This is a genomic window from Flavobacterium cupriresistens, assembly GCF_020911925.1.
Lineage (GTDB): Bacteria > Bacteroidota > Bacteroidia > Flavobacteriales > Flavobacteriaceae > Flavobacterium > Flavobacterium cupriresistens.
In genome coordinates this window covers 3,454,107-3,478,203 of the sequence record NZ_CP087134.1, presented here as the reverse complement: position 1 = coordinate 3,478,203, position 24,097 = coordinate 3,454,107, and the positions used below count along the sequence as shown (strand labels likewise).

Sequence of the window (24,097 nt, the reverse complement as noted above, 5' to 3'; positions counted from 1 at the left end):
GTGTATGAAACGAAACAATCCGCCCCGTGATTTCGAGGCGGAAAGTTAGTTCTTATTTAGAATATTTCAAAATAAGAATTAATGATTCTGTTCTAATTTTTCAACAAAAATCCTAGAACACTCCAATATAGCGATTTCCAGTTTTATTAATTAATTTAGCACCTTTTGTAACGGCTCCGGTTTTACCATCCAAAATATAGATATTACCATCTTTACCAACAGGAGTAACTGCAATAAAAAGTTCATTTTTATCTACCACAAAACCTTGATACTGCTCAAAACTTAAATCTGCATCATATGGAATACCCTCTACTAATTTAGCTGTTTTTGCAGTAAGATCAATTCTGGCTACAAAACTTTGCTTGCTAGCTCCAACTCTGTATACTGCATACGCAATACCATTACCAACATATCTCCAAGCTTCTACATAAGAACCTTTTACTCCTAAAGCAGTATCTAAACTAAAGTCATAAGTGTTATCGTATTGATTGTTTTGATTGATTTTTAAGATATAAGAACCTTTAATTAAATCTCTCTGAGTTGCCTGATAAATGTTTCCGTCAGTAGCAAGAAAACTGTTAAAACTTCTAAAACCACTTGTATCTCCAAAAGCTACTGTAGAAGTAATAATCTGAGGATTTTTTAATGAAGGATAATCTACTACGACAGATTTAGAGCCAATACGAGTAAATTCTTTATCTTGCTGTCCTGTAGCTGGGTTAGTCTTAGCCATCCAGGTACCAATAATCAATTTATCTCCTGCTTTATTAAGAGTTGGAGCGTCTAAACGAAAAATATAGTGCCCTAAAGCTTCTTCTGCATCTGACAATGGAATTTGGTATTGTTGAGCAGCAGAAATTGCTATCCCTTTTAAATCTAAAGACAATACGGTAGCTCCACCTCTAGTGTGTTTGTAGCTTTTATCTTCATTTGTAACTACAACCGGAGTTGTTATGTTTACTGCTACACCTGTTTTATCTCCGTCAAAAAGTTTGTTCCATCTAGGTGATGTCCCTGCATATTGTGAAATATTTACAGTAGTTCCTGATTGAATAAAGTTTTTTCCACCACCTACAGTATAAGTCATAAATTCACCTCCATTTGCTCCTGTATAGGTAATATTAAAAAGTGTACTACCATCTACAGAAGATTGTAAACGTGCCGTTCTGCTTGATTGTACCGGAGCTCCGTCGTCAAAAACATTAACAGAGAAAGCAGGATCTTTTGCATTTTCTTTACTAATCGAAAACACTTTGGTTCCACCATTTCCATCCCCTGGCTGATCTTGCATTAAAGCTCCTGCAAGAGTGATCCAACGACTATCTGCTGCTGGCGGAGCAACAATAACCTCTTCTTTTTTATCGTCACTACTGCAGCTAGTTGCCAATCCAAATGTGGTTAGAACCAAACCACATGCAAGTAATTTAAAGGTACTCTTTTTCATATTTATTGTATTAAAAATTTAATTATTAAAATTTACTGATCGTATAGTTCAACTTCACATAAAAGGCTCTTCCGGGTTTTTGAGCACCAAAATTATCATATATCTGTTCGTTAAAAATATTTCTGGCATCCAAGCTCACTACAAATTTTTTATTTGGAAACGTATAACTGGCTCCCAAATCCTGCGGAAACTGTGCCGGAGCAAAATCCAGTTCTTTCTGCCATGACGTATAAAAAGGAGCTACATAACCAAAATTGTAATACAGATTAAACTCTGATTCACTCTGTATAATATTTTTAAAATTGTATTGAACACTTCCATTCACTGTAAAAAAGGGCTCGTTTGGCAACTGCCGGTTATACCATGGAACGAGATTACCATTACTATCATACTTCGTTTTATATAAAGAATTGAATTTTGACATGTTCAAAGACACAAACAATCTGTTATCGTAAACATACTCGGCTGAGGCTTCAAAACCAACTGACTGCGCTCTTCCCACATTCACATAAGGCGATGCCTCGATTGCTTCATTTACTCTGTCACTTATTCTTTGAGCAATTTTATCTTCGGAATTCCTCCAAAAATAAGATCCACCCCAAGAGATTTTATGCGCGTTGTATTTATAAGGACCAAATCTTAATCCTACATTCAGGTTATTACTTAACTCTGGTCCTAAAGCAAGGTTAGGTAAAATATTTTGTCCGGGTCTACCAAATATTTCATCATCAGACGGTAATCGGTATGCTCTTTCTGCAGAGGCCGAAACCATCACTTTTGGTGTCACATAATAAGATCCTGCAAATCCATAACCATAAACCGAGGTGGTGTTTTTGGTTATCTTTTCCGTTATAACATTTTGTACCAAGCTCCAGTTTCTGTATACGTACTTTTGCTCATAAAACTTACCGAAAAGATTTGTTTTCAAACGATTCTCAAAAGCACTCATTTCATAACCCAACGAGGTAATGCTTTTTTGATAATCACTCTTAGGTTCATAAGTTCTTTGCAATTCGGGTTTCATTATATCTAAATCACTTCGATCTGAATCATAAAACATGCTACCAATTGTTATTTTGTGATTTTCATTCAAGCTGTAATTTAATGCCGCTCTTGTATTTAGTATGTTATTTTTAATTGTAATTAGTGTTGCCGCGCCTTGTTGAGCACCCAAAGGTGTCAAAAGTGGCACTCCATGTATACCAATTGACTTCTTACCATCCCAATTATAAACCCATTTAACGGTATCATTTACGATCTCATTTCTCTGGCTATAAACCGCGTTCAGAGTAAATTCAAGCCCTTTTACCAAAAAGTCCTTTTTGGCATAATTCAAACTAAGCACATGAGCCTCAGATTCCGTAAAACGACCTTTATAGGGTTTGGTCATATATTGACCGTGTTGGATTTGATTGTAATCTGCTGAACCATTGTATCCGATCAAAAAAGCATCAGCCCATTTAACTTTTGTAAAACCAGCCTCTATCCTTCCGCCATAAGAGCGGTACATACTCTCAAAACGTTTAACTCTCGTTGGAATACGTTGCCCACCAGGATTTATATTGTAAACAAATCTTCCCCATACTTCATAATCGTTGTCGGAGTAATTTGAAAATCCCGATGCTTTTACCGTAAAACCGGACTTAGCACGATAACTTGCATTTAGATTGGCTTGAAAAGTATTGAATGAACCGTATGAAACAGAAGCGTTTAAAGTATTTTTAGCTCCGTTTTTAAGAATAACGTTGATAGCTCCACCTAATGCATCATCAGCCAGGTGTGCGGGAATAACGCCTTTGTACACTTCGATACGCTCTATTAGCGCCGGTGGGATACTATTTAAACTGAAGGATGGGCCATAAGTAGAAATCGAAATTCCGTCAATAAATACGCGTACTGCATTTCCTGACATTCCGTTTAGGTTGTAATCCACTCTGGAACCCAGTCCCCCGTTTTGTCGAATTCTAACCCCTACGGATCGGTCTAATAAATCGTTTGTTTGAAGATTTCTTTTGGCTGCTTCTTCCGTCTCAATTACGTTTACAGAAAACCCTTTGTTGATAATCTCTTTTTTAACCGATGTTTTTTGAATAACAACTTCCTTTAAACCCTGTGCCCCTTTCTTTTCTACTGTTATGGCAACTGTCAAAGAAGGACGGTCTAAAACAATATCAACTGTTTTTGTTTGAGCCTCTGCAGAAGAAACCTCTAAAGTATGCGCTCCATAAGGAAGTCCCTTAATTTCAAATCGGCCCTCATTGTCTACCACCACGTATTTTTGAGTCCCCATGACCATTACTGTTGCACCAAAAGCATGTTCCTTGTCATTAAAAGTAACTTTTCCACCAACATTTCCGTTTTGAGACCAGGCCGAAAAATTAACCAGCAAGAACATGAGCAATAGTAAACGCATTTTTTTTGAATTTCTTAAAATAGGAAGGCAAAACTAGCAATCTATTTTTACTTAATCTAAATAAGCAGATTAGAAAATCATTAGAATTACATTAGAGATTCTAATCTTAAAGGTAAAAGAGTCGTTACATTCATTCAATTTACCCTTCAAAACAAATACTCAGAAAGGGAGCGCGTAGCACTATTTATCTCATGCTTAATAATTATGCGCATCGAGAATTACGAAATCTTAAAGACAACTTATGTTCATATATCCAATAATCTTAGAATTACCTCTTAAATAAAAACAAGAATATTCATACTTTTAGTAACGTTAATATAAATATTATTTACAAATATAAACTCATATAAATCATATATGAATCAGTACAAACTCTTTCAAACTGCTCATCTTATATTTGTGCCAATACAAAGAAAGAGGTTTCATGAATTTTTAGTTTTTTATTAGTTTTAAGCATAACTTCTGTTATGCTTTTTTTTGACAACTATCTTAGTATTATAAGAATTATTACTTATTTATGATGCTTTATATCAAAATATTTTACATTTTTGCTGACTTTAATGAATACTTGACTTATTTTTCCAAATAATTCTCTATTCGACTAACCCCACTTTTATTATGAAAAAAAACTACTTTATTCTCTTTTTATTATTCTCTTTAAAAATTCTGGCGCAGGATATTGATAACAAATGCGGCTTTAAGATTGAATTAAATAAAATTGACCCTGCTGTTCTTAAAATGCAGGAAATGCAATTACAGCAAAAGATAAAAGAACGCGACGAGTTTTCAAAAACCTCAAAAAACAACGCGACTGTTCTTTATCAAATTCCAATTGTGATACATATTATACATACAGGTGAAGCTTTAGGAACAGGATTAAATTTATCTGAAGAGGTGGTCTTAAACTATGTAAAAAGATTAAATCTATACTATCGCTATTTAAATGGTGATGTGAATTTTGATAAGCGTTATGGTTTAGATTCTAAAATCGAATTTGTTTTGGCAGTACGTGATCCAAAAGGAAATTGTACTAACGGTATTGAAAGATATGATTATTCAAACAACGCTACTTACGTTAGCGGCGGAATAAATGATAAGACCGGAGTGCCCGATTCCCAAATTAGAGCGGCCATGCAGTGGGATCCAAAAAAATATTACAATGTTTATTTAGCAAAAGTTCCAGGAGTTAACGGTTATGCTTATTATCCCGGAACAAGCACAGACGGGGCTTTTATTAACGCAACGCTTGCCTATGATCTCAATAACAAAACAATTGCACACGAAATAGGACATGGATTAGGCCTACGTCATACTTTTGAGGGAAGTTCCGATACTACATGTCCGTCATTAGCCCCTGCTTCAGGGGATCTTTGTGAAGATACCCCGCCACATCTCGAAACAAATCAGGATTGTGATAAAAACAAAGACGAAGACATTAATGCATGTGCTCTAAATTATGTTGATTCGAGAACTGGATTATCGTTAAAAAGTAATAAATACTTTATGAATAATATAATGTCGTATTCTCCGAACTCTTGTAAATTCATGTTTACACAAGACCAAATCGACAGAATGATCGCTACATTAGAAACAACCCGAAAAGGTTTATTGGCTCAAAACGGAAATTTATCTTTAGTACCGGTACAACAAGCAGAAGTTGATTTTGTTGCAGATAAAACTATAATCTGCCCTTCTAATAATAGCGTTACACTAAGAGATGCCTCAACGTGTATCCCTAACAGCCTTTTACCAAACAGCCAATATCCCGGCATTAGTTTTCTTTGGACTGTTACCAATGGCACTACAACATTAAACTCTACGGTGCAGAATCCAAGTTTTGCTTTGACACAAGGCGGAACTTATGATGTAACATTAGCCATCACTACTTCAGCAGGAACTGTTACAAAAACAAAATCAAAGCTTATTACTATAGGCGAGACCGGAACTGCTCCGTCTTGTAAATTTGGAACGTACCAAAGCGGAAACTTTGGAGCAGCATTAAGTAAAGTAGAATTTAACACCATACAAAACACAACTCCTGTAAGTCTAAATGAACAATACTCTGATTTTAAATGTTCAAAAATTACCGAAGTTCAAACCTCTAAAAGTTACCAATTACAAGCCTCTATCTCTACTATAACAAGTCGTAATAGTTATGTTAAAGCTTGGATTGACTATAATAATGACGGGGTTTTTAATAAAAGTGAAGTCATCTTTGCCGGTAAACAAATGAGAGACCAAACCCAAACACTACGTACTGTTTTATCGCACAATATTGTAATTCCTAATCAGGTTGTAAGTAATAAAATTTTAACGATGCGTATCGTTTACAGATCTTCTTCTTCTGATTTAGACCCTTACTCTGATGCAGCAATATCAGACTCCGGCTGTTATCCAAGTTCATCAAATGTTTTTGATGTTGAAGACTATGGTATAATAATCAAAAGTGGAACATTGGGTGTTGAAAATTTCGAAAGTGAGCTACCATCTTATGTTATCTATAAAAACAACGGTTCTTTCAGGGTTGAAGCCAATAAGATACTATTGCAGGAAATCTATGTTTACGATATTACCGGTAAAGTTTTATTTCATTTCGATAAAATTAATTCCACCCACTATGATTTACCAGTATTAAACAATCACCAGATGTATATTATTAAACTAAAAGATACAAATGGTACTGTTTATTCTAAAAAGGTCATCAATTAATTCAAGTTGCCAGTTCTCTTATAACTAAAATGAAACAAGTTATAAGATTGTCTAAAAAAATCTCACGCAAAATCTGCAGATTTTAGCAGGATGTAATAAAAAAAATCCGCAAAATCTGCAAAATCTGCGTGAAAAAGCTCTTAACTTAATGACATTGAGCTAAAGCTCGAGGCTATTCAGATTGAAAAAAAAACAATTAGCCAGCAACTCGAATTAATTAGAATTTAGCTTTTTAGAGGTTTGCCATTTAAATAAGTTATAAAACAAGAAAGCTCCTGTTCAGTCGAACAGGAGCTTTTCAAACAAATTAATCTCAATCAATTCAAAATTACAATTTTCACTTTTTACTCTTCAATTTTCACTTTTAATTTTTATCCGACAGTCCACGGGTTAACCATCCTCTTTTATTTGCTGTAACAATTGCGTAAGGCGTTATCCAGAACAAACTAAAGGTGTAGAATATACTATAGGAATATGCCCATAGTGAATCAGCAAAATTGTATCTTTTGGCGTAAAATAAAACCGGAAAAGTAGACACTATCAAGATACTCAACAAAGTCGAGCTTAAAAATAACAACGGATGTGTCAGTATAAAAAACAGCATAAAAATCAGAAACGGATATGCTAAAATGATTTGCAAAGATTGGTTCACAAACAAAAGTCTTGTACCAAACTTAGATCCTTTTCTAAAATCTTTAAAAACATATTGTGCCATCATAAGATTCTCACGCACATTACTCCTGCTCCATCTGATAAACATTTTGTATAGACCGGTATATTCTTCCGGCACATTTGTTAACACTAAAGCATTTCGCTGAAACAAGACATGAAGTCCTTGTTTTAGAATCATATTGGTCATCGCACGATCTTCTCCAATATCAGAAGGTTGTCCCATAAAGGTTTGATTGATCCATTCCGGAAGACATTCCAAAACAGCATCTCTGCGGTATGCCGCTGCTGCACCCGGAGTACAAAGCACCGATCCCAGACTACTTTCAGCAGAACGCATAAATTCAAAACTCATTACAAAACTTACGTTTAACATTTTAGGAAGCAATGCTTTTTTATTATTCAAAACAAGAACATTCCCGGCGACTGCACCACATTTTTCGTCAATTATAAAAGGACTCACTAAATTTCTCAAAGTATCCTTTTTTACGATCGAATCGCTATCTACGGTTACAAAAATTTCTCCCGTACCAAGTTCAAATCCACGGTGAAGTGCATGTCGTTTTCCGGCATTTTCAGGTTGCTGAAAAATAGTCAAACGATCTCCTAACTTTATTTTTGCTTGTTGCATCCAGTACCAAGTATCATCTTTACTCCCATCATCAATAGCAAGTATTTGTAGTTTTTGCTCCGGAAAATCACTTTCGGCCAAACTCAATAAAGTATCCCAAACCAATTTCCCTTCATTATAAGCAGGAACGATAACGGTACAGGTTGGCAATAAATCATCCGAAACGGACTCGATTGGTTTGTAGCGCAGGTAAAGAAATAAATTATAAGCAAAAACACCGCTTTGAAAGACAAATAAAGCAATCGCTAAAATTAAAAAAGGAAATCCCCAACTGGAATTTATTCGGTCAATTTGAAACTGATCAAAATCGGTTTGAAATTGATGCACCATAAAAGCGCCCGTTAACATCAGTATAAAAGTACTTGCAAGGACTATTAAACCTAATGGACTTGCCTTTTCTTCACTGTTATTGGTTGCTGTTTTACTCTTAAAACGAAAAATGGAACTGCTTACAGAATGTTCGTTATTGTTTGTATTGTCGCTTGTAGTATAAAATTGTTCTGAAATAATTGTTTCACTCTTCATATTGTACTTCTATTGATTTCTATCCTATGGCTTTTAAATAAATTTTCCCGAAAACAGGAATTCACAGTAACACATTTAGCAATGCATGTGCCATTATTCTATAAAATGGATTCTGAGGGATTTACGATAATTCAATACGATTTAGTGTGTATAAAGTTTATACACTTGTACAATGTTTACACAGGTTTTGTGTGTCCGGAAGCTAAGATTATGAGTAAATACAATTGCTTTGAAGTGTTGCAACCGTCAATTCTATCAATTTTGAAAAGTACTTCAAAATGAATTTTAAATTACTCCTGTATTAACGCAAAAAAAAGAGGAATAGTATTTACCTACTCCTCTTTTCATGTTTCATGTTTCATGTTTCATGTTTCATGCTTCATGTTTCATGTTTCATGTTTTATGTTTTACATTCCACCTTTCACAACAAACAAGTCACATCAAACCATCTGAAAAAATTGCAATTTCCCTGAACCGCACTCCACGGTTTAATTTATTCTTTTTTTCCTTTTAGAAGTTTGCCCTCTTTTGTAAATTCAAGATCAATTTTGTTCGTTAAATCTACATCGAGGTCTTTGTGACCGTAATCAATGTGGGTTATTTTTTCGTTCGGATAGTTTTTTGCGACATAGTCTTTAACAGCTGCCGGAATAAATGCAGTCGGAATTGGCTTCTTACCTCCGTCAACCTCCCGATAGGAACCGTCTTTCCAGAACTCTACTTCGGTTCCGTCTTTCAGTATGACTTCATATCCTTTTTCACCGTGTTCCGCGTCTTTTTTGACTACTTCAACAGTGGTGTAACTAAAATGTTTTTTTAGAAAATCTTGTGATGCTTCGGGAAGCTCGGTAATTTTGATTCTCTTTTGCGCGTTAGCCGATATTGCAAAACCCAGCAATACTGTGGCAAAAATGATTTTTATTTTCATGATTCAACTGTTTTAAGGTTATTGCCTTACTAATTTACTACAAGCAAAAATGTTTCCAAATCAATTTAAGAAACCTTTATCACTTATAAAATGCTTCTTTAAAAATGCTAATCTTGTATTTTTTACTTTTCTAAATGTGTTTACTGCTCATTACTAACTCCATTTCCAACACGATTTCGCCTTCCGGAATACTTTCAAATAAAAATACACAGCAAATAATTCTTTTTATTTCAGTTCGTAAGTCCCGTAAACATTCACTTTTACGCTCACGTTCATTTTTTTTACATTTTTTTTATTTTTTTTGTCCAATTTTGAAAGTTCAATTGTTATTAGAGTATAAACATTTAAAAATTACACTACATGGAAACTAGAATTAACGTATTTGAAAAAGGTCAAAAAGCAATCGGAACTTTATTTGCAATTACCGGTTATTTGAAAAAATCAAGCCTCGATAGATCTCTTATGGAATTAATCGATTTTAGAATATCTCAAATTAACAACTGTGCTTATTGTTTAGACATGCACTCCAAAGAAGCATTGGCCAATGGCGAAACTACACAACGTTTATTTGGATTAAGCGCCTGGAAAGAAACTCCTTACTTTACAAAACGTGAAAGAATTGCTCTTGCCTACGCAGAAGCCGTAAATGCCTGTGATGTTCCCGATGAAATTTACAATATTGCACAAGAGGAATTTACAGAAGAAGAATTAATAGATCTTACACTTGCCATTACTACAATAAATACCTGGAATCGCATTAATATTGCTTTTGCTAATACTCCGGGAACTTACAGAGTAGGGCAATTTGGATAATTAAATTGGATTTTTTAATCCCGCAAAACACTATTTTTATTGTTTGAATAAAAGCAGTGTGTAGCCAAAACTATTTTACAAACGCAAATTGACAACTTATAAAACGTACAAAAATGAATGAATTTTTATTGATTTTCAGAAGAGATTTTATAACCAAAGAGACACAGCCTTCACCCGAAGAATTGCAACAACATTTACAACAATGGCAAAATTGGTTTGGCAGCCTTGCAGCACAAGACAAATTAGCAAGACCCTTACAACGTTGGGACGGACAAGGTAAATTGGTTTCTTCTAATAAAGGAATCACCGATGGTCCCTTTGTAGAAATCAAAGAATCAATTGGAGGGTTAATTATAATCAAAGCCAAAGATTATGAGGAAGCAGCCGAAATCGCACAGGGATGTCCGGTTTTAAATTTCGGTGGAAACGTTGAAATTCGTATGGGCGTTTAAACTTTCAAATGACAAATTTTAAAAATGCCTTTGTATCTTTACTTGGGCATTTTTACTTTATACTATGGAGAACAAAGAACTTATACCTCATTTATTCAGAACCGAATATCAAAAAATTGTTTCTGTTCTTTGTAACCTGTTTGGTATTCATCATATCGAAATTGCCGAAGATATCGTGAGTGATACCTTTTTGTCTGCTTCAGAGACCTGGGCTATAAAAGGAATACCTGAAAACCCGGCCGCCTGGCTCTATACCGTTGCCAAAAACAAAACCAAGAACTATTTGAAAAGAAATACTCTTTTTGAAACCAAAGTAGCCGCTGAAATAAAATACAACACCCCACTAAACAATCCCGAGGTCGACATTGATTTATCGGATCAGAATATTGCCGACAGTCAATTGGCAATGATTTTTACAGTTTGCAATCCTTGTAATTCCAACGAAGCACAGATTGCACTGGCACTAAATCTACTGTGTGGTTTTGGAATCAATGAAATCTCCGATGCTTTCCTTTCCAATAAAGAAGTCATTTACAAAAGAATCAACCGCGCCAAAGAAAAGCTTAAAGAAGAAGATATTAAAATTCAAAATCCTAGTATTTCGGAAATAAAGGAACGAATAAGTACCGTTTTGAAAACCATTTACCTTCTTTACTCCGAAGGCTACTACTCTACTTCACAAAATACGATGTTACGCGAAGATCTGTGTGCCGAAGCCATGCGTCTTACCTATTTATTAATTAGCAACAAAAACACCAATTTACCGGAAACGAATGCTTTAATGGCTCTAATGTGTTTCCATTCTTCCCGATTTGAGGCCAGAACAGCCGAAAACGGAGAAATTATCTTATACGTCGATCAGGATCAATCGCTTTTGGAATCAGGAATTAATAGATCGTGGAATGTATTTTCTGAGCCAATCTTCTACCGGGAGTACCCTTTCAAAATACCATCTTGAAGCCGGAATTGCCTATTGGCATACGATTAAAGAAGACACAACCGAAAAATGGCAACATATTCTGGAATTATACAACAATCTGATCATTTTAGAATATTCTCCTATTGTCGCGCTAAACAGAACCTATGCTTTATCAAAAGTAAAAAGCAAAAAAGAAGCCATTGTAGAAGCCGAGAAACTCAATTTGACCGACAATCATTTTTATTATTCTTTGCTTGGAAATCTATATGCGGATTTTGACACAAAAAAAGCCTTGAAACAATTTGAAACAGCTTTGGAGTTAGCCAGAACGACAGCGGACCAAAACGTTATTAGTAAAAATATCGAGAAATTGAACTTAAAAAACAATCCCTAATGACCCGATGCTTATTCCTAAAATATTACATTGTATCGCACGAATACCTTAGTCTTTTTCTTTGACGACGAAAAGATCGTTAAAAGGATAGGTAATAAAATAAACTTTACTTCCATATTCTGATTTTTTCTTAAACCTGAAAATGATGACATACGATTCTCCCTCAGAAACATCAGGGGGAACTTTAACTGAAAAATGAGTATAGGATTCATTTACTACACCGGAAGTAGTAAAAGCAGAATTTAATCTTCTATTGTTACTACAGGCAAACTCAACACCTTCCAATACCAAAGACTCCGGTTCAACATTCTTATTATCGGAAGACACCAATCTAATTATTGTTCCAATCGGGCCTTCTGATGGTGCAAACGAAATGATTTCAAATACTTCCATATATACTGTCCTTATTTTTTGTACTCCATAAAAACTACACGCGATTAAAATAACAACCAAACCCTCAGTAAAATAGATTTAAATCGATATTTGAGTGTTTTCATCTTATATTTGAAAAATACTTTTCGGTTTTGCGAATTGGCAAGATTTTTACTTCCGTAAAACTTTTGGACTTGAACCCTATTCCTAAAAAAAAAATAGAATTCTACTAAAACCAAATTACCTATTTGAGCGTATTTGTAAGAAAGGATACTCTTGAATGAGGTGAATTCAAATGAATAATACGTTTTTTGGAGCTATTGAACTTTACCTCATTCCTGATTATTCACCATTAAACAAAGTAACAGGTGGAAAAAATAAACATTCAAACATTAAAAGAATCTTTAAAATATCTGGAAAGCAAACAGCGTCAATTAAACCGAATGCACGAAACAGATAGCCGAAGTCTCGAATCAATAATAAAATACACAAAAAAGGATATGATAGAGCGGTTCAATTTATTGGATTTTGACTCTTATATCAAACAGGAAATTGAAAATACGGACACTTTCATCAGTATCGTAAAAAGCATTATAGAGACCAACTCCTAGGGGAGCTTCTAAGATTTGACCAAAACACAAAGTCAGAAATAAAAAAACGCCTCAAAATTTGAGGCGTTTTTACACTATTTTAGCGGTATTAATCCAATTATGCTTTCGCTTTTCTTTTCACTGTACAACCAATTTCTTTCGTTTCCGTTATAGTTGGCTTTTGATTCTTTTGTAAGGCCGAAATTACGTCTTCGACATACTTTGTTTTTTCTGCTTTGTCTCCTTCAGGGTCATTGTCAATTGCACCGGTATATTCTACAAAAGTTCCTTTTGCACTTTTAGACACCACAAAAAGATGTGGTGTATGTTTGGCTCCATATTGATCGGTTACCAACTGTCCTTTATCAAATAAATAAGGGAAAGCGTATTTTTTATCTTTAGCCAAATCCTGCATTTTATCAAACGTATCAGCTTTTGATGCTTCCGGATCATTTGGATTAATGGCAATTACAGGATATCCTTCGGGTTTAAATTTTTTGTCCAGGTCAATTATTCTTTGCTCATATGCTTTGGCGTACGGACAGGTATTGCACGTAAAAACCACAATAAAGCCTTTTGCTTTTGGAAAGCTTTCAAAAGAAACGTCTTTGTTGTCTACATTTTTAAGTTTAAAATCCGGTGCCGTCTCTCCGGCCTTTAAAGTTTTGCTTTGCGCCTGAGAAAGAAAGGCAGTCAAAAACAACATAATGGTGATGTACTTTTTCATGATTTATAGTTTTTTATACTCGGTTAATAATTGTTCGTAGGTAAGTTCACTTTCGGTGAATTTTCGTTTCTCCTTTTTAATAAATAGTGTTGCCGGAATACTCCCCGACCACGATGGTTCTATACGATCGATATATTCCTGTGGATTGCTTTCGTTGAGAAGAAAAACCTCATTTTTTATCTTTTTTCTTTTCACAAAAGGAATGACTGCCGAACTCAATTTCGATTTAAAATCCACACTAATCAACAATACAACCAGTTTTTCTGATTTATACTCCTGACCCAATTTTTCAAAATACGGTAATTCTTTAATACAGGGTGCACACCAGGTCGCCCAGAAATTCACCACATAGGTACTGTCATTTCCTTTTTTGATTCTTTCTTGAAGCTGATCAACCGTAATGAGTTTGACTTGCTGACCGTAGAACGTTGCTGAATACGTCAGTAAAAAAGCGAAAATTATAAAAATGCTGATTTTCTTCATCTAAGTACCTGATTGGGTTTCTTTTATACTATTTGGATTCTCTGTAACAAATATAAATATTATATCTAACCTGTTGAGCATAATTTTTTAACACATAGAAACATAGATTTAGAGTTGTTCTTTTCCCAGAGTTTTTAAGAAAATTACATTTTTTTCACATAGTCTTAATGTAAATTATTTTAAGTGAAACGTCTTTTTTGCGGCTTTCTTTGCTATGTCTCTATGTGTTAAAAAATCGCACCCAACAGATCATCCCTACTACCTAATCACTCCTAAACGCAATATTTTGAGCCCGCCAGAAGCCTTATTATAATCTTGAAATAACCCGTTGATCATATTTTTTTTTAACACATAGAAACATAGATTTAGAGTTATTCTTTTTCCAGAGTTTTAAGAAAATTACATTTTTTTTTCACATAGTCTTATGTGATTTATGTTAAGTGAAACGTCTTTTTTTACGGCTTTGTTAGCTATGTCTCTATGTGTTAAAAATTATACCCGACAGATCATCCCTACTGCCTAATCACTCCTAAACGCAGTGTTTTAAGCCCAACAGGAGCCTTATTGCATCTGGACATCAAAATATACCTCAAGTAAATTTTAAGCTGTTATATTACAGAATAAGCTTTATTTTTGCACCAAATAAAAACTGCAAATGAATTTGTCCGAGCTTATCGTAAATGATACTGAAAAAATTGCGTTGAAAGATCTGTTTTTTAGCCCCGAGAATAAAGCTGCCTTAGCGCAGACGATCAAAGAGCATCACTATCTGGAGGAATTAAAAAAATACAATCTTAAAGTAGATCATAAAATACTGCTTTACGGTCATTCGGGCTGCGGTAAAACCACGACTGCAAAAGCAATTGCGACGGCTTTGGGGAAAAACATTGTCATTTTAAATCTTAGTACTCTAATAAATGCCCGTATTGGCGAGACATCCAAAAATGTAAAAGCCTTATTTGACAAGGCGATTCGCGAAAAAGCAGTGCTGTTTTTGGACGAATTTGATCAAATCGGGAAAAGTCGCGATAGCGAAGACAAAGACGTCGGAGAAATGAGACGTCTCGTAAATACCATCATTCAGTTAATTGATTACTTTCCTGCAGACAGTTTACTCATTTGTGCCACCAATCATTACCACAGTATTGACACCGCTTTATTGAGAAGATTTCAGTTGCAATTGAAATTTGAAATGCCTCAAGAAAACGAACTTGATCGTTATTACGATACGATCTTAGAAACTTTCCCTGTTCAATTCCGGGATATTCCACGAAAATATCAGATTTCTTATGCTGAGGCCAAAGATTACACTCATACGCTGATGAAAAGGCAAATTATTGCAGCATTAGAGCTTGCTCACAAAAAAGACAGGGTTTAGAACCATTAAGCTAAACCCAGCCCTGTTTTAGACTATGTTATCTATGAATCTAGGTGTTAAAAAAATGCGTCCAAGGGGCTATTTATTCCTTCCGGATCAGATAAATCAATATCTCTTCTTCCAGTTCTTTTGATAAGTTTTCAAACTCCAACTGGTTGCGAAAATCCTTTTCAAATTTCTTTCTGTACTTCTCTGTTTTGATTCTACTCTTCGAATACTCATCACAGATTGTTTTAAATTTATCATCTACCAAATACAAAATCTTAAGCGATTCAATGTATTCAGCAAATTTTGTATTGTACAATTCGTTGGGAAGGGACATATTTCTCTTTTTAAATAAAACAATAAATTAAAAAAATAAGCAGCTGTTTAATGAAATCGCTTTTTAATAATCAATTGTTACTATTGTTTTGATACCTACTAAATTAACAAGAAGTATTAAACAATAACTTGCAAAGAGGTTTCATTCTATAAAATGAAACATGAACATCCTACATAATACGGTTTTGAAACACATAAAAATTAAAAAAGTCTTTCTCTTTGAATTAATTTTGAGCCTTTATTGAGTCAATTCCAAAAGTTGTGAAGAAGTAAAATCTCGCAAAGTCGCAAAATCGCAAAGTTTTAATAAAAAAGTAAAAAACCTTTAAAGCCCTTATCATTTCGAGAAAGCTAAAATGAGAAATTAGAAAACAAAATAGTAAAGCTTAAAAAATAAGAAGAAAAATTTGGCGTCTTTGTGTCTTTGCGAGACCCTCAACGCGAAAATTTGGAAAATGCCCCTTTGAAAATCGATGGCAAAAAAAGTATAAGATCTGCTACTTCTAACAAAAGAGAAATTCTACAACTTTTGAACTTGATTCACTTTATTCTAAAACTTTTTCTATCTTGACGTAACAAAATTTCATAACACTGACTCATTAAAAAACAGAAAAAGACATCCTGCCCCAACCAATTCTAAAGCAAAAACCAATGACAACAGATATCATCGAATTAAACGACTTTATTGTTTTGATTGAACAATCCAACACAACAAAAACATTTGTTCAGAAATGTGAAATTGATGGTGACGCTGTAGGATTTGCCTTTTATGGTTCAGGTAATGTTGAACTGGAAATAAAACACAACAATCAAACAAAATACTTGACTAACACCACGGGTTTGGCCATTTGCTTTTTTGGAAATCAGAAAGTAGAATTTGCGCATAAAATTGAACCCGATAAACCTTTACAGTCGATTAGCATCTTCACCAAACTAAAAAATCTGCCCTCTTTACCACAAGCAGAAAAAGAAGTTTTTGAAAAATACCTGCCTCAATTGCTCAACCCTCAGGAGCATTTTGTAAAAGGCCCGTCTTTTTATATGACCTTGGATATGCAACTGGCCGTTCAGAAAATTTTCAATACCAATTATACCGACAATACCCGATTGTTATTCCTGAAAAGTCAGATCAACGAACTATTAGCGCACTTTTTCGGACTATTAGCAAGTGATCAAAAACAAGCCTTTTCGGATAAGGACAAAGACAAAATTTTTCAGGCAAAAGAAATCGTTACACACAATTACTCTCAACCTCCTTCTATAACACAACTATCTAAAATGGTTGGACTTAACAGTAACAAGTTAAAAAAGAACTTTAAGGAAATATTTGGCATTCCGGTATTCAAATTTGTTCAGGAAGAACGACTAAACAAAGCTTATGAGCTCTTGCAAAACAAGGATAAAACGGTTCAGGAAGCCGCTTGGGAAGTGGGTTACGAAAGCATCAGTTCTTTCTCTAATGCCTTTTATAAAAAATTCGCAACCCGTCCGAATGACGTAAAGCAAAAGTACTTTTCAAACAAATTATAATTCTTTTGCAACAAATGATTTAGCCTTAAACCAGGCACCTTTGTATCAGTATTCATTTAAAAAATATTGATATGAGCAAAAAGAAAATTTTAGTACTTGGTGCTAACGGAAAAACCGGACGAAGAGTCGTAGAACGTTTACAACACCTAAACGATATAGAAATCATCATAGGATCGCGTACTGCGGAGCATCCTTTTGATTGGGAGAATCCTGAAACCTGGCCAGCAGTTATTGAAGGGGTTCATTCGGTTTACATCACTTTTCAACCCGATCTGGCTGTTCCCTCCGCTCCGGAAATTATCACCGAATTTACACGTCTTGCAAATAAATTTGGCGTTGAAAAAATGGTTCTCTTATCCGGAAGAGGTGAAAAAGAAGCACAGGTATGTGAAGAAATAGTACAATCTACCGCAAAAAGCTGGACTATTATAAGAGCGAGCTGGTTCAATCAAAATTTTAGCGAAAGCTTCTTTCTAGAGCCCATTTTAGCCGGCTTTGTTGCCTTACCCCGAGCAGAGGCTCTCGAACCTTTTACCGACGCTGATGATATTGCCGATGTTGTTACAGCATGTCTTTTGAATGACAAACACAACAGTCAAACCTATGAACTTACCGGACCAAGATTGTTAACCTTCCCCGAAGCGGTTAAAGAAATTGCCAAAGCAACTGACCGAGAGATTCAATTTCAATCTTTAACTCTGGAAGAATACACGCAGCAACTACGGGAATATCAAGTTCCGGAAGATCATATCTGGCTGATCAACTATCTTTTTGAACACGTATTGGACGGCAGAAATTCAAGTATCACCAACGACATCGAAAAAGTGCTGAACCGCAAAGCCACCGATTTCAGTGCTTATGCAAAAGAGATCGCAAAAACCGGAATTTGGAATGCTGTAAATGTCTAAAATCACGATGATGACTTATTCAAAAATTCTGCTGCCCGGTATTTTTGTTTGGATTTGTGTTAGTCTGTCCTTTTCACTTTTAGGTCTAATTCCGATAGTGAAAGATTACTTTAACCTGCAAACCCTAATAGCAATGATGCTGATTGTTTTATATGCTATAATCGGAGCTTCTTTTCACTATAAAAACAGTTCAAAAATGCACGGTTTAACTCTTGGTTTAATTATGTCCGTCACAGCATTATCATTGGATGTCTTAATTACCGTTCCTTTGGTCGAAATTCCAAACGGAAGAACCTATCAAAGTTTTTTTACAAGTCCGGTTCTTTGGCTATTGGCTTGCATAAATTCGATAACCGTTTATAGCTATTGGAAGGTGAAAATTAAAGCTAAAAAACACTCTTTTTAACACAAAATTTAATGACAAAATGGCAAAAACTCCAATTTATCACAATTGGAGTTTTCTGTATAAAAGTATAAACAATTAATTCAAATAAAGAAACATAATAAACTGAATTACAATACAATTAACTCAATTCCTACAAAATATAATTTCAGTAAAAAAGCAAGTCTTACACCTCTAAAAAAGCCTCTTTTTATTTCCGAACCGCTAAGACGTTTAACTTTTGATTTTCTAACCAAAACTTTCTCTTAAATCATGACTGATTTTAACGAAAGTTCCTCAAAAAAAATTAAATTTGAGCCCTTAATTCATTCCCAAATTTTATGATTCAAAAAAGAAGTTTTACGCGTTTTCTGAGTTTATTGACGTTGTTGTTTTTTACCACACTTACCTACTCGCAAACTCCGGCTAAAAAAACAGAAGGCCGTTCTAAATTATTTGAAGAAACCGCAACCGACAGCGATTATCTGATGGCAATTGAAAAGGCCAGCACGGTAATGGAAACAGCATACAACGATGCCGATTTTGACGGAGCAAGTCATCACCTTTTTGGAGAGATTAAAGGAACCCAAAGCAAACTGGATTTAATTTTAGAAAGTCTCAAAGACGCCAATCCAAATGTGCGCAACCAACAAATGTATCGTGTTGTTTTAAAAGAAATCCAACAACAATTGGACGAACAGAATGACGCCATCAACTTGCGCAATAAAAATCTTGAAAAAATCAAAGACCGATTTATCGAATTGCGTAAAGACAAAACATTAATAGGACTTTTAAAGGATACGATCCGTCGTAAAAATTTTAAGAATGAATTTGCTAATCTTAGAAAAAAATACAAGAATACGGACAGTCTGATGACTAAAAACCAAGGCGTATTAAACAAATACAAAAGGCTGACCGTACAAAGAAAAATTGCCGTTTCTAATGCGCTTATCGCCGTAGAAAGCAAACTTGAAAAAACCGGAATCAGTATCCTTAAAAAAGAATATCCTTTTTTATGGAATGTAACCGATTCTGTACCCAGAAAGAAAGTAGCCCAGACCATCAAATCAAAAATAATTGTCGAAGAACATGTCGCAATCTACTATCTGGGTTATTGTGCCGGTGGCTTATTTACCTTAGCTTTTTTCATAGGTTTATTGGGTTGGTACATCTCTCGCAATATTAAATACCTGAAAAGCAACGGTCATGCCGAGAACTTGTCTCTTTTTAATTTTAAATACCTCAACAGAGGCATTCTGATTCCTGTAGCCGTAATAGGCCTTAACATTGCCGTGGTGAGCAATCTGTATGCTCCGGCTTTATTTATCGAAATACTTCAGCTTATTCTGCTTGGAATTCTTACGATCCTTTTCAAAAACAAGTGGTCAACAAATGCGATGAGAAACTGGACCTTTCTTTTGGGACTGTTTTTTGCCCTCTGTTTCCTTGATTTATTCATCAGCGTTGGGTTATTGCAACGTTGTTGCTTTATTATCATAAACCTATGTGGAATACGCTATGGACTGGTTCAGATCAAAAGTGTGAAAGACGAATTGTACATTAAAGGGTTCTTTAAATGGGCTAGTATTCTTTTTGTTGGATTTAATGGTTTATCGATACTTTACAATATTTTCGGACGCGTTTCGCTTTCAAATATGCTAAGTTTAACGGCTTTTATTTCCCTTACGCAAATTATCGCCCTGAGTGTTCTTTTAAAAATAATCTTAGAAGTTATTATTCTACAAATCTACACGACCAGAGTTAAGCGCGGAATTGAGAAGATTTTCGATCACGAAAGTTTATCAGATACTTTAAAAAAACCCTTTATTATAATCATCAGTTATATGTGGCTGGTTGTGATTGCTTCTAATTTGAATATCTGGGAATCACTTCGGGCTTCGTTCGGATTGCTGCTTAGTCATCCTAATACCATTGGTAGCATTACCTTTACCTTAGGCAACATTTTATTGTTTTTTATCATTATCTGGGTTGCACATTTGCTGCAAAAATACGTCGCTTACTTTTTTGGAGAGATTGATGATGAAAACGAAGAAAACATCAACAAAAGACAACATTCCAGATTACTGATCACCCGACTTGTTGTTTTAATTGTGGGATATCTTCTGGCGGTAGCAGCTTCGGGTATGCCTTTAGACAAATTAAGCATTCTTTTAGGGGCTTTAGGTGTAGGAGTCGGACTTGGATTGCAAAACATAGTCAGTAACTTCGTTTCGGGTATTATTCTGATCTTCGATAAACCCATACAAATTGGAGATGTAGTAGATATTAGCTCTGAATCAGGCCGCGTAAAATCTATGGGATTGCGTACCACAAAAATTAATGCCTCAAATGGAGCCGAGATCATTATTCCGAACGGAAACCTATTGTCTCAAAACATCACAAACTGGACGTACACGGACAATTTTAAGTTGGTCGAGGTTTCTATTGAAATTACAGGAGATAGTTTACCAGAAGCCATTAATAGCATCATAAACGAGTCCCTGCAAACGATTCCTTTAGTTAACGATACAAAACCTTCACAAATTTATTACACTGCCATTTCTGAAGGCAAATTTAAAATCCAGATTAAATTCTGGTGCAGTATTTACAAAACTGAAGAAACAGTCAGCAATGCCCGTCAGGTATTGTTTAGTAACTTTAAAGCAAAAGGTCTGACTTTTTCAACCTAAAATCAGTTCTGATTCAAAAAAACCAAAAGCCGTCAAGTATCCATTTGACGGCTTTTAGTTTATATTCTATTGGACTTAAAATTTCTCAGCAAATTCTTTTGCAAAATCCTCCAATTTGATTTTTCCATCAATAGAGAAATTTCCTTTTATAAAATCTTCTGTAATTTTACCACTTCGCAAACCTGAACCCATTTCGGTATACAAACCGGCAATTTCTTCGGGCAATCCCGCCTGTATCATCCCCTGCAAAGATTGTTCATCCGTAAACTCAACCCAAGGTAAATCGGTTTTGTCAATGGCTAATCCTACTGCTTTTGCGATTTCACCGGGAGTTCGTACATCGCTAATGATATAACGGATATTTTTACCTGTAGCTTCTTTTAACAACTCTTCCGCCACTGCGGTTGCAATGTCTTCGGGATGTACTAACGGCATTTTAATACCAACAGGATAATTAGCGCCCATAATTCCGGCACCTTTAATCATCGGGACATCATTGTACAAATTGGTATAGAAAAATCCGGCACGCAGAAAGGTAACCGCTGCACTTTCTAATTTATTGTAAACTGCCTCTATATGATGAAGTCCTGCAATTGGTCCCGTTCCACCTGGTAAATCTGCACCGATACTACTAAGCATTACTACACGCTTAATATTTGCGGTTTGTATTGCTTTCGCGAAAGCTTCTCCGGCCGCAACGGTATTAGAAACCACATTTTTTCCTCCTAAATTGGGTGGTGTCATTGCAAAAATAGCGTCAGCTCCGATAAAAGTATCAGTCAAAAAAGCAACGTCACTAACCGAACCAATAGCCGCTTTTGCTCCTATTTTTTCAATTGCTTCTTTTTTATCGGCATTACTGCTGATTACCGTTACATCATGTCCGGCAGCTACCAGTTTGTTTGCCAATGGCTTTCCTATGTTTCCTAAAGAACCTGAAAGTATAATTTTCATCTTTAATTTGTTTTAAATTTATAAAAACAAAGGTATATTTGTACTTACTTTTATACAAGTACTTACCCTAAAGTATGTATCATGACAGCAATCAAAGAAGCCTCTACAATACAGGAAAACAAACAATACGCATTAGACACCTGTCCTGTGACTTATGTAATGGAAAAAATTGGCGGATACTGGAAACCCATAATCCTTTACCATTTATCAACCAGTAATAAGCGCTACAGCGAATTAAAAAGAGCCATCCCGGCCATAACCGAAAAGATGCTTATTCAGCACCTGAAACAACTGGAAGCCGATGGTTTGGTAATCAGAGAAGCCAAGCCGGTTGTACCTCCGTTTGTAACCTATAAATTAAGCAATGCCGGAAATGGTTTGATTCCTGTAATTCATGCCATGGCAGAATGGGCTTTTAAAGAAAAGGATGGAGTTTATAAAAAGTAATGAGATTCGTTGAAAAAAATCTCAATACTAAATTGCAAAACCTTACCTATGATTTACAACAAGATCGTCGTACTTTTATTACCCAATAAGAACTTAATACAATCACTATGGAAAATCAGGATAAAATTAGAAAAGTAGCCATTGTTGGATATAACCGAATTCCGTTTGCCAGGGCTAATACTTTCTATTCGGATGTAAGTAATTTACAAATGATGACCGCTACACTTGATGGTCTTATCGAGAAATACAAACTGCAAGGTCAATTGCTTGGAGAAGTGGTTGGTGGTGCTGTAATCAAACATACAGCAGATAATAATCTAATAAGAGAATGTGTGATGAAGACTGCTCTTGATCCTGCAACACCTGCCTGCGATTTGCAGCAAGCCTGCGATACAGGAATTGAAAGTGCCATCTACATCGCCAACAAAATTGCCCTTGGACAAATAGAATCCGGAATTGCTTGCGGGGTTGATTCGATCAGCGACATGCCAATTGCGGTGAGTGAAAAGCTCAGAAAAATATTGCTCCAGGCAAGAAAAGCAAAATCATTAGGGGAAAAAATCAAGTTGTTTCTGAAAATCCGACCAAAGGATCTAACGCCCTTAGTGCCAAAAAACGAAGAATCACAAACCGGACTTTCTATGGGTGGACACACAGAAATCACGGCTAAATATTACCAAATCACAAGAGAAGATCAGGACAAACTGGCCTTACAAAGTCATCTGAATATGGCAAAAGCTTATGATGAAGGCTTTTTTGCTGATATGATTAGTCCGTTTAACGGACTTGACAGAGACAACAATTTAAGAAAAGACAGCACACTGGAAAAACTCTCCAAATTAGCTCCTGCTTTTGATAAAATCAACGGAACGCTCACAGCAGGTAACTCTACTCCGCTTACTGATGGTGCTTCGAGTATACTCTTGGCCAGTGAAGAATGGGCAAAAGAACACGGCTTACCGATTTTGGCTTACATCACCCACGCAGAAGTAGCTGCTATTGAATATGTCAAAAACCAACAAAATTTATTGTTAGCCCCTTTATTTGCTGCATCGCGAATGTTGGAGAAAGCCAATCTTTCTTTGCAGGATTTTGATTATTATGAAATTCACGAAGCTTTTGCTGCTCAGGTTTTAGCCACGCTCAAAATTTGGGAGAGCCCCGAACTTAGCAAAGAAATTGGTCTTAAAAAACATCTAGGTGCCATAGACAGAAGCAAACTTAATGTAAAAGGAAGCAGTCTGGCCGCCGCTCACCCGTTTGCAGCTACGGGAGGAAGAATAATTGGCGTAATGGCCAAATTACTAAACGAAAAAGGCTCCGGAAGGGGTTTCATTTCTATTTGTGCCGCAGGCGGACAAGGAATTACAATGATTTTAGAGAAGTAGTTCTAGCTCAAAGTTGAAAAGGTACTGAGG

General features: G+C 35.4%; 22 protein-coding genes. 13 read left to right on the top strand and 9 right to left on the bottom strand.

Annotated features, from left to right (window positions below; genetic code table 11):
* Positions 1 to 112 precede the first annotated feature (112 nt).
* Together LNP23_RS14845 and LNP23_RS14840 are read right to left on the bottom strand one after the other, a co-directional pair.
* Positions 113 to 1,444, bottom strand: coding sequence for a DUF4374 domain-containing protein (locus LNP23_RS14845; protein WP_047776490.1), 1,332 nt, complete (start codon positions 1,442 to 1,444; stop codon positions 113 to 115).
* Positions 1,445 to 1,469: 25 nt separating this feature from the next.
* Positions 1,470 to 3,857 (bottom strand): TonB-dependent receptor, encoded by a 2,388-nt coding sequence (locus LNP23_RS14840; protein ID WP_230001787.1) that lies wholly within the window; start codon positions 3,855 to 3,857, stop codon positions 1,470 to 1,472.
* Positions 3,858 to 4,475: 618 nt separating this feature from the next.
* Between LNP23_RS14840 and LNP23_RS14835 the strand changes: the two genes are divergently transcribed.
* A complete protein-coding gene (locus tag LNP23_RS14835) occupies positions 4,476 to 6,566 on the top strand; it encodes a M43 family zinc metalloprotease (RefSeq protein ID WP_230001786.1) in 2,091 nt (696 codons plus the stop codon).
* A 364-nt stretch (positions 6,567 to 6,930) separates the two neighbouring features.
* On the opposite strand, the gene LNP23_RS14830 is transcribed toward LNP23_RS14835, so the two are convergent.
* Both LNP23_RS14830 and LNP23_RS14825 read right to left on the bottom strand, forming a co-directional pair.
* Positions 6,931 to 8,391 (bottom strand): glycosyltransferase family 2 protein, encoded by a 1,461-nt coding sequence (locus tag LNP23_RS14830; protein ID WP_230001785.1) that lies wholly within the window; start codon positions 8,389 to 8,391, stop codon positions 6,931 to 6,933.
* A gap of 493 nt (positions 8,392 to 8,884) precedes the next feature.
* Complete coding sequence (locus tag LNP23_RS14825) at positions 8,885 to 9,319, bottom strand: PepSY-like domain-containing protein (protein ID WP_230001784.1); 435 nt, start codon at positions 9,317 to 9,319, stop codon at positions 8,885 to 8,887.
* Between the two features lie 360 nt (positions 9,320 to 9,679).
* Here LNP23_RS14825 and LNP23_RS14820 point away from each other — a divergent pair, with 360 nt between their 5' ends.
* The 4 genes from LNP23_RS14820 to LNP23_RS14805 all read left to right on the top strand — a co-directional run bounded on the left by LNP23_RS14820 (position 9,680) and on the right by LNP23_RS14805 (position 11,897).
* Positions 9,680 to 10,132 carry a carboxymuconolactone decarboxylase family protein gene (locus tag LNP23_RS14820; RefSeq protein WP_230001783.1) on the top strand — a complete coding sequence of 151 codons (453 nt, stop codon included), beginning with the start codon at positions 9,680 to 9,682 and terminating at the stop codon, positions 10,130 to 10,132.
* A 113-nt stretch (positions 10,133 to 10,245) separates the two neighbouring features.
* Positions 10,246 to 10,584 carry a YciI family protein gene (locus tag LNP23_RS14815; protein WP_047776481.1) on the top strand — a complete coding sequence of 113 codons (339 nt, stop codon included), beginning with the start codon at positions 10,246 to 10,248 and terminating at the stop codon, positions 10,582 to 10,584.
* 64 nt (positions 10,585 to 10,648) lie between these two features.
* The gene (locus LNP23_RS14810) at positions 10,649 to 11,542 is read left to right on the top strand and encodes an RNA polymerase sigma factor (protein ID WP_230001782.1); all 894 of its coding nucleotides are present in this window, start codon (positions 10,649 to 10,651) and stop codon (positions 11,540 to 11,542) included.
* Positions 11,487 to 11,897 carry a hypothetical protein gene (locus LNP23_RS14805; RefSeq protein WP_230001781.1) on the top strand — a complete coding sequence of 137 codons (411 nt, stop codon included), beginning with the start codon at positions 11,487 to 11,489 and terminating at the stop codon, positions 11,895 to 11,897. Before LNP23_RS14810 ends, LNP23_RS14805 begins: the two co-directional genes overlap by 56 nt.
* A 48-nt stretch (positions 11,898 to 11,945) precedes the next feature.
* Here the strand turns inward: LNP23_RS14805 and LNP23_RS14800 are convergent, their stop codons facing one another.
* A complete protein-coding gene (locus tag LNP23_RS14800) occupies positions 11,946 to 12,290 on the bottom strand; it encodes a hypothetical protein (RefSeq protein ID WP_047776477.1) in 345 nt (114 codons plus the stop codon).
* A gap of 347 nt (positions 12,291 to 12,637) precedes the next feature.
* Here LNP23_RS14800 and LNP23_RS14795 point away from each other — a divergent pair, with 347 nt between their 5' ends.
* On the top strand, positions 12,638 to 12,880 hold the full coding sequence (locus LNP23_RS14795) for a hypothetical protein (protein ID WP_230001780.1): 243 nt from the start codon (positions 12,638 to 12,640) through the stop codon (positions 12,878 to 12,880).
* Positions 12,881 to 12,977: 97 nt separating this feature from the next.
* Here the strand turns inward: LNP23_RS14795 and LNP23_RS14790 are convergent, their stop codons facing one another.
* Together LNP23_RS14790 and LNP23_RS14785 are read right to left on the bottom strand one after the other, a co-directional pair.
* Positions 12,978 to 13,586 (bottom strand): thioredoxin family protein, encoded by a 609-nt coding sequence (locus tag LNP23_RS14790; protein WP_047776475.1) that lies wholly within the window; start codon positions 13,584 to 13,586, stop codon positions 12,978 to 12,980.
* 3 nt (positions 13,587 to 13,589) lie between these two features.
* Positions 13,590 to 14,069: a TlpA family protein disulfide reductase gene (locus LNP23_RS14785; protein ID WP_230001779.1), complete on the bottom strand. Its 480-nt coding sequence runs from the start codon at positions 14,067 to 14,069 to the stop codon at positions 13,590 to 13,592.
* Positions 14,070 to 14,724: 655 nt separating this feature from the next.
* Between LNP23_RS14785 and LNP23_RS14780 the strand changes: the two genes are divergently transcribed.
* Positions 14,725 to 15,447: an AAA family ATPase gene (locus LNP23_RS14780; protein ID WP_230001778.1), complete on the top strand. Its 723-nt coding sequence runs from the start codon at positions 14,725 to 14,727 to the stop codon at positions 15,445 to 15,447.
* A gap of 82 nt (positions 15,448 to 15,529) precedes the next feature.
* On the opposite strand, the gene LNP23_RS14775 is transcribed toward LNP23_RS14780, so the two are convergent.
* Positions 15,530 to 15,769 (bottom strand): hypothetical protein, encoded by a 240-nt coding sequence (locus tag LNP23_RS14775; protein WP_047776469.1) that lies wholly within the window; start codon positions 15,767 to 15,769, stop codon positions 15,530 to 15,532.
* A 650-nt stretch (positions 15,770 to 16,419) separates the two neighbouring features.
* Between LNP23_RS14775 and LNP23_RS14770 the strand changes: the two genes are divergently transcribed.
* From LNP23_RS14770 to LNP23_RS14755, 4 genes are all read left to right on the top strand, one after another.
* The gene (locus LNP23_RS14770) at positions 16,420 to 17,298 is read left to right on the top strand and encodes a helix-turn-helix domain-containing protein (RefSeq protein WP_230001777.1); all 879 of its coding nucleotides are present in this window, start codon (positions 16,420 to 16,422) and stop codon (positions 17,296 to 17,298) included.
* 71 nt (positions 17,299 to 17,369) lie between these two features.
* On the top strand, positions 17,370 to 18,206 hold the full coding sequence (locus tag LNP23_RS14765; protein WP_230001776.1) for a Rossmann-fold NAD(P)-binding domain-containing protein: 837 nt from the start codon (positions 17,370 to 17,372) through the stop codon (positions 18,204 to 18,206).
* Positions 18,199 to 18,612 carry a DUF5367 family protein gene (locus LNP23_RS14760; protein WP_230001775.1) on the top strand — a complete coding sequence of 138 codons (414 nt, stop codon included), beginning with the start codon at positions 18,199 to 18,201 and terminating at the stop codon, positions 18,610 to 18,612. Before LNP23_RS14765 ends, LNP23_RS14760 begins: the two co-directional genes overlap by 8 nt.
* 317 nt (positions 18,613 to 18,929) lie before the next feature.
* Complete coding sequence (locus LNP23_RS14755; protein WP_230001774.1) at positions 18,930 to 21,278, top strand: mechanosensitive ion channel family protein; 2,349 nt, start codon at positions 18,930 to 18,932, stop codon at positions 21,276 to 21,278.
* Between the two features lie 75 nt (positions 21,279 to 21,353).
* Here LNP23_RS14755 and LNP23_RS14750 read toward each other — a convergent pair whose 3' ends face one another.
* A complete protein-coding gene (locus tag LNP23_RS14750) occupies positions 21,354 to 22,232 on the bottom strand; it encodes an NAD(P)H-binding protein (RefSeq protein WP_230001773.1) in 879 nt (292 codons plus the stop codon).
* An 81-nt stretch (positions 22,233 to 22,313) separates the two neighbouring features.
* Here LNP23_RS14750 and LNP23_RS14745 point away from each other — a divergent pair, with 81 nt between their 5' ends.
* Both LNP23_RS14745 and LNP23_RS14740 read left to right on the top strand, forming a co-directional pair.
* Positions 22,314 to 22,679, top strand: coding sequence for a winged helix-turn-helix transcriptional regulator (locus tag LNP23_RS14745; protein ID WP_305070177.1), 366 nt, complete (start codon positions 22,314 to 22,316; stop codon positions 22,677 to 22,679).
* Between the two features lie 107 nt (positions 22,680 to 22,786).
* Positions 22,787 to 24,067: an acetyl-CoA C-acetyltransferase gene (locus LNP23_RS14740; protein ID WP_230001772.1), complete on the top strand. Its 1,281-nt coding sequence runs from the start codon at positions 22,787 to 22,789 to the stop codon at positions 24,065 to 24,067.
* The last annotated feature ends 30 nt before the right edge of the window (positions 24,068 to 24,097 follow it).